The following is a 7,020-nucleotide window of genomic DNA, read 5'->3' as shown; positions in this document are numbered from 1 at the left end:
TTGACGTCGGAGGCCTCGATCAGGCGGGCGCCGTCGGCGATGGCTTCGTCGTTCAACCGCAGCCCGCCGCCCTGGGCCAGGCGGCGGGCTTCGCCGTTGGACGCCGTCAGACCGGCCTTAGTGACGACCGCGGCCACCATGGCGCCGATCACCTCGTCGCGGGGCAGTTCGACGGTCGGCAGGTCGGCCGACAGTTGGCCCTTTTCGAAGGCGGCCTCGGCGGCGGCGCGGGCGGTGTGGGCGGCCTCCGAGCCGTGCAGCATCGAGGTAGCCGCGTCGGCGAGGGCCTTCTTGGCCTCGTTGATGCCGGCGCCTTCCATGGCTTCGTAGAGGGCGATCTGGTCCAGCGGCAGGTCGGTGAACAGGCGCATGAAGCGACCGACGTCGGCGTCCTCGGCGTTGCGCCAGAACTGCCAGTAGTCGTAGGGGCCGAGTTGTTCGGCGTTCAGCCAGATGGCGCCCTGGGCCGTCTTGCCCATCTTGCCGCCCGAGGCAGTGGTCAGCAGCGGCGTGGTCAGGCCGAAGGAAGCCTTCTGATCGACGCGGCGCACCAGATCGACGCCGGAGGTGATGTTACCCCACTGGTCCGAGCCGCCCATCTGCAGCGTCACGTTCAGCGAGCGGTTCAGCTCCAGGAAGTCCACCGACTGCATCAGCATGTAGTTGAACTCGAGGAAGGTCATCGGCTGTTCGCGCTCGAGGCGCAGCTTGACCGAGTCGAAGCTCAGCATCCGGTTGACCGTGAAATGCGTGCCGTAGTCGCGCAGGAACTCGACGTAGCCAAACTTCGACAGCCATTCGTCGTTGTCGACCATGACGGCGTCGGACGGGCCGTCGCCGAAGGTCAGGAACTTCTCGAACACGGTCTTGATCGAGGCGATGTTGGCCTGGATCGTCTCGTCGGTCAGTTGCGGGCGCGAGGCGTCCTTGCCGGTCGGGTCGCCGACCTTGGTGGTGCCGCCGCCCATCAGGACGACAGGCTTGTGTCCGGCCTGCTGCAGTCGACGCAGCATCATGATCTGGATCAGGCTGCCGACGTGCAGGCTGGGCGCCGTGGCGTCGAAGCCGATGTAGGCCGTCACGATCCCGTTCGAGGCGGCCTCGTCCAGCTCCACCGGGTGGGTCACCTGGTGGATATAGCCGCGCGATTGCAGGGTCTTGAGAAAGTCGGACTTGAAGGCTTGGTCGGTCATGGACGGCTCCGTAGCAGGGATGCCGGCGGCCGTCTTCCTTGTCGAGGAAGTCGCACCGCCAGCGAAGGCGGCACGAGATCGCGGCCGCTCGCTAGCTCAGCGAACGGTAATACAGGCCGGAAATGGCGCGGACGGCGATCATGGGCGCTAGCTACGGCGTGCGCGACGTGGCAGTCAACCCGCCATGACGATCTCTCCCTCGACAAAGACCCTTCGCGTGCTCGGTTTCATGACCGGCACCTCGCTCGACGCCGTGGACATGGCGGTGATCGAAACCGACGGTGAGAACATCATCAGCTTCGGTCCGGCCGGCGAGATGAAGCTGGACGCCGAGACCCGCGCCATCGTCGAGGACGCCATCGAGGACGCTCTGGACTGGGAGCGCGACGAGGAAGAACCCGACAGCTTCGAGGACGCCCGCATGGCGGTGGCGGACGCCCATCTGGCGGCGGCGCTCGGCTTCATGGCGGTGAACGGGGTCAAGGCCAGTTCGCTGGACCTGGTCGGGGTGCATGGCCAGACCGTGCTTCATGAGGCGCCGACGGCGGAACTGCCGGGGCGCACGGTGCAACTGATCGACGCCCTGAGCGTGGCCGAAGGCTTGGACGTACGCACGGCCCATGATTTCCGCAGCGCAGACGTGGCCGCAGGCGGGCAGGGCGCGCCGCTGGCCCCGGTCTATCACGCGGCCCTGGTCAGAAAGGCGGGGCTGAGCGGGCCGGTCGCCGTGCTGAACCTGGGGGGCGTGGGGAACATCACCCTGATCCGCGCCGATGGCGGGTTGGAAGCCTTCGACACCGGCCCGGCGAACGGCATGGTCGATCTGCTGGTCCAGTCACGCGGCAGGAAGCGCATGGACGAGGGCGGCAAACTGGCGGCGGCGGGGACGGTCGATCAGGCTGTGCTGGCCGCCTATCTGGCCCATCCCTATTTCGCGGCGACAGGGCCGAAGTCTCTGGACCGGTTCGACTTCTCGTTGGACCCGGCGGCGGGTCTGTCGCTGGAAGACGCGGCGGCGACGCTGACCGCCTTCGCCGCCGAGGCCGTGGCCCTGGGCGTGGCGCGCTGTTCGGCGAAGCCGGCCAAGGTCGTGGTCTGCGGCGGCGGCCGGCATAATCCGGTTCTGCTGGCGGCGATCCGAGAGCGCGCGGGCGTGCCGGTGACGACCGCCGAGGACGAGGGGTGGCGAGGCGACTCGATCGAAGCCGAGGCCTTCGCCTTCCTGGCCGCGCGCTGCCTGCTGGGCTTGCCGATCAGCTTCCCCGGCACGACCGGCGTGCCTGAGCCGATGACGGGCGGCCGCATCGTGGAGCCGGGCGCGCAGTGAGCCTGATGCAGTCCCAGCGGTTCTGGGGCGTCGCCAGCGGTGCGGCGGCGGGCGCCCTGTGGGGGCTGGTCTTCCTGGCGCCCAAGGTGGCGCCCGAGGCGTCGCCGATGATGCTGACGGCGGGGCGCTACCTCGCCTATGGTCTGATCGCCGCCCTGCTGATCGCGCCGCGCTGGCGACGGGTCACGGCGGCGCTGGACTGGAAGGCGTGGCGGGCGCTGGCCTGGCTGAGCCTGGCCGGGAACATCGTCTATTTCGTCTTCCTGGTGGTGAGCGTTCATTTCGCGGGCGTCGGCGCCTCGGCCCTGATCGTCGGCATGGTGCCGGTCGTGGTCGCCCTGTGGGGCTTGAAGGACAAGGATTCCCCGCCGTTGGCGCGCGTGGCGCCGCCCATCGCGGTCGCGGCCCTGGCGGTCGGTCTGATTGGCTGGGAATCGTTGAGCCAAGGCGCGGGCGGCCACGACGGCGTGCAGACCCTGATCGGTCTGGCCTGTGCGCTGGCGGCCCTGCTGTCCTGGTCGGCCTTTGCGGTCGGCAACAGCCGCTGGATGGGGCGGCTGCCGGCGGTCTCGCCGCACGACTGGTCGCTGCTGACCGGGGTGGTGACGGGCGGGTTCGCCCTGCTGCTGGCCCTGCCGGCGGCTCTGACCCTGGGCGTCTGGTCCGGCGAGGCCTGGATGCGGTTCCTGGGCGTCAGCATCGGGGTGGCGGTCTTCGCCTCCATCATCGGCAACGCCTTCTGGAACCAGGCCAGCCGTCTGTTGCCCCTGACGATGCTGGGCCAGATGATCGTGTCCGAGACCCTGTTCGCCTTCCTCTACGGCTTCCTGTGGGAAGGGCGCGGTCCGACCGTCATCGAGGTGGTCGCCATGATCCTGATGGTGGTCAGCGTCATCTGGTGCGTTCGCGCGCATCGCCCGGCGGCGCTGGCGGCGGCGGAAGGCGATCACTAGGTCGCAGGGGAAACTCTGAACGCCTTCGCCGATGTCGCGTTGATCCCTTAGCGGACCGGGCCCCTCTGGCGGCGCAGGTCGTGATGTCGGGCCGCGCCGGTCGTCCGTTCGGGCGCCGGCGGCGTGAACGGTCCAGAGGCGAAGATGGAGTTCCTGACAGTCGAATGGATGGGCAAGCCCGCGTGGATGTGGGCGGCCTTTCTGGTGGCCGTCGTCGCCCTGCTGACGTTCGATCTGGGCGTGCTGCACCGCAAGGCCCACGAGATCGGCGTGCGGGAAAGCCTGCTGCTGTCGGCCTTCTATATCGGCGTCGCCCTGTTGTTCGGGGTCTGGGTCTGGATTCGGCTGGGGGCGGACAGCGGGCTGGATTATCTGACCGGGTTCGCCATCGAAAAGAGCCTGGCGATGGACAATGTCTTCGTCATCGCCATGATTTTCAGCGCCTTCGGCATCCCGCGCCTGCATCAGCATCGGGTGCTGTTCTGGGGCGTGCTGGGGGTGATCGTGCTCAGGGCGATCATGATCGCGGCGGGCGCGGCGCTGGTCAGCCGATACGAGTGGGCGCTCTATGTCTTCGCCGGCTTCCTGATCTTCACCGGCGGGCGGATGATCGCGACCCGTCCCAAGGATGAAGCCGCAGCCGGGCGGGGCCTGATGAACTGGCTGATCCGGCGCGTGCCGGTGACGGATCAGCTGCACGGGGCGAGGTTCTTTGTGCGCGAGAGCGATGCGAGCGGCCAGTGGGTCTGGCGAGCCACGCCGCTGTTCCTGGCTTTGGTGACGATCGAGTTCGCAGACGTCATCTTCGCCGTGGACTCGGTGCCGGCGATCTTCGCCATCACGACGGACCCCTACATCGTCTACACGTCCAATATCTTCGCCATTCTGGGGCTGAGGGCGTTGTATTTCGCGCTGGCGGCGGTGATCCACCGCTTCGCCTACCTGAAGCAGGCGCTGGCCATCCTGCTGGTCTTCATCGGGGGGAAGGTCATCGCCGCGCCGCTGATGGGGCTGGAGAAGTTTCCGCCGGCGATCTCGCTCGGCGTGACGGCCGCCATCCTGGCCGCGGGTATCCTGTGGTCGATGTGGAAGACCCGGGCCGAAACCCGGGTCGACACATGACGTTCGATCAGGCCGGGTTTTCTTCCAGACGCTTGTCCAGATAGGCGCCGACGCGACGCTCGACCGCGCCGATGTGGTCCTGCCAGAAGTGGCTCGCGCCCTCTTCCAGTTCGTAGTCGATGACGATGCCCTTCTGGGTGCGCAGCTTGTTGACCACGCGCTCGACCTCGATGGGCGGCACGACGGTGTCGGCGGTGCCGTGCAGGAACAGGCCCGAAGCCGGGCAGGGCGCCAGGAAGCTGAAGTCGTACATGTTCGACGGCGGCGACACGGAGATGAAGCCGTCGGTTTCAGGGCGGCGCATCAGCAGTTGCATGCCGATATAGGCGCCGAACTGATAGCCGGCGACCCAGGTCTGAGTGGCGGCGGGGTTGTTGGCCTGCAGCCAGTCCAGAGCAGTGGCTGCGTCAGCCAATTCGCCGATGCCGCTGTCGAACTCGCCCTGCGACTTGCCGACGCCGCGCGAGTTGTAGCGCAGGGTGGCGAAACCACGCTGGACGAACAGCTGGTGCAGCGTCACCGCCACCGGGTTGTTCATGTGCCCGCCCGCCTTGGGGTGCGGGTGCAGGATCAGGGCGATCGGCGCATTGGGGCGCTTGCCGGGCGAATAGCGGCCTTCGATGCGGCCCGAGGCGCCGGGAAGAATGACTTCAGGCATGGATCAGAGGAATCCTGTCTTCAACTGTCGTTTCGCGGGCGGACAATACTTGACCAACGCAGTAGGACTTTCTAAGTCCGCTCGGCGTGGCGCACTTGTCTGCGAGGGCGCGGGTTCTAACACATGAGCCCCGAAAAGCGTGAAATTTTTGAGGGCATTCCATGCGCCTGTCGACAAAGGGACGATACGCCGTGATGGCGATGGCCGATCTGGCGCGCAATGGCGCGGACCGGGCGGTGTCTCTGGCCGAGATCGCCACGCGTCAGGAAATCTCTCTCAGCTATCTTGAGCAGTTGTTCGCGCGGCTGCGCAAGAGCGGCCTGGTCAAGAGCGTCCGCGGTCCGGGCGGCGGCTATCGTCTGGCGCGCGAAGCCTGCGAGACCGCCGTGGCCGAGATCGTTTTGGCGGTCGATGAGCCGATCCGCGCCACGCGCTGCGTCGGCGCCGGATCGCCCAAGGGGTGCATGATCAAGGGCGAGCGTTGCATCACCCACCATCTGTGGGAGGACCTGGGTCAGGAAATCCATCGCTATCTCGCCAGCGTCAGTCTGGAGGACGTGATCCAGAACCGCACCGGCCAGGCGCGCATGGGCGCAGCCCCGGCGACCTCAGGCATGGAGGCGGCGGCGTGAGCGTCTATCTGGATTACAATGCGTCGGGACTGGTGCGTCCTGAAGTTCAGGAGGTCATGGCCAAGGCCTTGGCCGATAACGGCAATCCGTCGGCGGTTCATGCGGCGGGTCGTCGGGCGCGGGCGCGGATCGAGACAGCGCGGGCCCAGGTGGCCGAACTGGTCGGGGCCGACCCGACCGCCGTGGTCTTTTCGTCCGGCGGCACGGAATCCAACGCCCAGGCCATCGTCAGCGCCCTGGCGGCGGGGTGCGAGCGGCTGATCGTCAGCGCCACCGAGCATCCTTGCGTGGCCGAGGCGGCGATGGTTTCGGGGGCGCCAGTCGAGGTGCTGCCGGTCGATGCGAACGGCGTGGTCGATCTGGGCTGGCTGGCCGAGGCGCTGAAACGTCCGGGCCGCGCGGTCGTCGCCATTCATCATGCGAACAATGAAAGCGGCGTGATCCAGCCCATCGCCGAGGCGGCGGTCCTGGTGCGCGCGGCGGGCGGTTGGCTGCACGTCGACGCCATCCAGTCGGCGGGCAAGGTTCCGATCGACGTGCGGGCGTTGGACGCGGACAGCCTGACGCTGTCGGCACACAAGCTGGGCGGGCCGCAGGGCGTGGGCGCTCTGGTGCTCAAGGAAGGCGTCGCCGCCGTGCGCATCCTGCACGGGGCTGGTCAGGAGCGCGGCCTGCGCGCCGGGACCGAGAACGTGCCGGGCATAGCAGGTTTCGGAGCATCGGCGGATTGCGCCGCGCGCGATCTCGCTGAGGCGATGGCGCACGTCGCCTGGCGCGATGCGGCCGAGGCCAGGGTCAAGGCGGCGGGCGCGACCATCATCGGCGGTGCGGTCGAACGCCTGCCCAACACCCTTTTCATGGCCATCGAGGGCTGGGACAGCCCGCAACAGCTGATCACTCTGGATCTGGTCGGGGTCATGGTTTCGGCCGGCTCGGCCTGTTCGTCGGGCAAGGTGAAGCCGTCCAAGGCGATCAGCGCCATGGGTCTGGATCACCTCGCGACCGGAGGCGTGCGCGTCTCCGGGGGCTGGGGCACGACCGAGGCCGACTGGGACCGGTTCGCCGAGGCCTGGGTCACGGCCTGGAACAAGCATAGAGCGCGCCTGTCTGAGCGCGTGAAGGAAGTCGCGTAAGT

At 67.8% G+C, this 7,020-nt stretch carries 7 protein-coding genes; 5 read left to right on the top strand and 2 right to left on the bottom strand.

The features are described from left to right. On the bottom strand, positions 1 to 1,193 hold a 1,193-nt coding region (gene tyrS / locus B4A39_RS12320; protein WP_292036833.1), incomplete at its 3' end, for a tyrosine--tRNA ligase. Positions 1,194 to 1,377: 184 nt separating this feature from the next. Here tyrS and B4A39_RS12315 point away from each other — a divergent pair. The 3 genes from B4A39_RS12315 (at position 1,378) to B4A39_RS12305 (ending at position 4,595) form a co-directional block, all read left to right on the top strand. Continuing rightward, positions 1,378 to 2,520: an anhydro-N-acetylmuramic acid kinase gene (locus B4A39_RS12315; protein WP_292036831.1), complete on the top strand. Its 1,143-nt coding sequence runs from the start codon at positions 1,378 to 1,380 to the stop codon at positions 2,518 to 2,520. A 5-nt stretch (positions 2,521 to 2,525) separates the two neighbouring features. Further along, positions 2,526 to 3,473, top strand: coding sequence for a DMT family transporter (locus B4A39_RS12310; RefSeq protein WP_292036842.1), 948 nt, complete (start codon positions 2,526 to 2,528; stop codon positions 3,471 to 3,473). A gap of 144 nt (positions 3,474 to 3,617) precedes the next feature. Further along, entirely contained in the window at positions 3,618 to 4,595 is a 978-nt protein-coding gene (locus tag B4A39_RS12305) for a TerC family protein (protein WP_292036829.1), read from the top strand. A gap of 7 nt (positions 4,596 to 4,602) precedes the next feature. Here B4A39_RS12305 and B4A39_RS12300 read toward each other — a convergent pair whose 3' ends face one another. Then, positions 4,603 to 5,253: an alpha/beta hydrolase gene (locus B4A39_RS12300; RefSeq protein ID WP_292036826.1), complete on the bottom strand. Its 651-nt coding sequence runs from the start codon at positions 5,251 to 5,253 to the stop codon at positions 4,603 to 4,605. A 161-nt stretch (positions 5,254 to 5,414) separates the two neighbouring features. On the opposite strand from B4A39_RS12300, the gene B4A39_RS12295 reads away from it, so the two are divergent. Beyond that, positions 5,415 to 5,885, top strand: coding sequence for an Rrf2 family transcriptional regulator (locus tag B4A39_RS12295; RefSeq protein WP_292036824.1), 471 nt, complete (start codon positions 5,415 to 5,417; stop codon positions 5,883 to 5,885). Continuing rightward, entirely contained in the window at positions 5,882 to 7,018 is a 1,137-nt protein-coding gene (locus tag B4A39_RS12290; protein WP_292036823.1) for a cysteine desulfurase family protein, read from the top strand. Before B4A39_RS12295 ends, B4A39_RS12290 begins: the two co-directional genes overlap by 4 nt. The last annotated feature ends 2 nt before the right edge of the window (positions 7,019 to 7,020 follow it).

Origin of the sequence: Brevundimonas sp. UBA4553, assembly GCF_002387245.1 — a bacterium.
Lineage (GTDB): Bacteria > Pseudomonadota > Alphaproteobacteria > Caulobacterales > Caulobacteraceae > Brevundimonas.
This window is presented reverse-complemented; position numbering and strand designations above follow the sequence as displayed.

Coding starts and splice junctions, on each gene's coding strand:
- B4A39_RS12300 (WP_292036826.1), bottom strand. CDS start 5,253: ATGCCTGAAGTCATTCTTCCCGGCGCCTCGGGCCGCATCGAAGGCCGC.
- B4A39_RS12295 (WP_292036824.1), top strand. CDS start 5,415: ATGCGCCTGTCGACAAAGGGACGATACGCCGTGATGGCGATGGCCGAT.
- B4A39_RS12310 (WP_292036842.1), top strand. CDS start 2,526: ATGCAGTCCCAGCGGTTCTGGGGCGTCGCCAGCGGTGCGGCGGCGGGC.
- B4A39_RS12305 (WP_292036829.1), top strand. CDS start 3,618: ATGGAGTTCCTGACAGTCGAATGGATGGGCAAGCCCGCGTGGATGTGG.
- B4A39_RS12315 (WP_292036831.1), top strand. CDS start 1,378: ATGACGATCTCTCCCTCGACAAAGACCCTTCGCGTGCTCGGTTTCATG.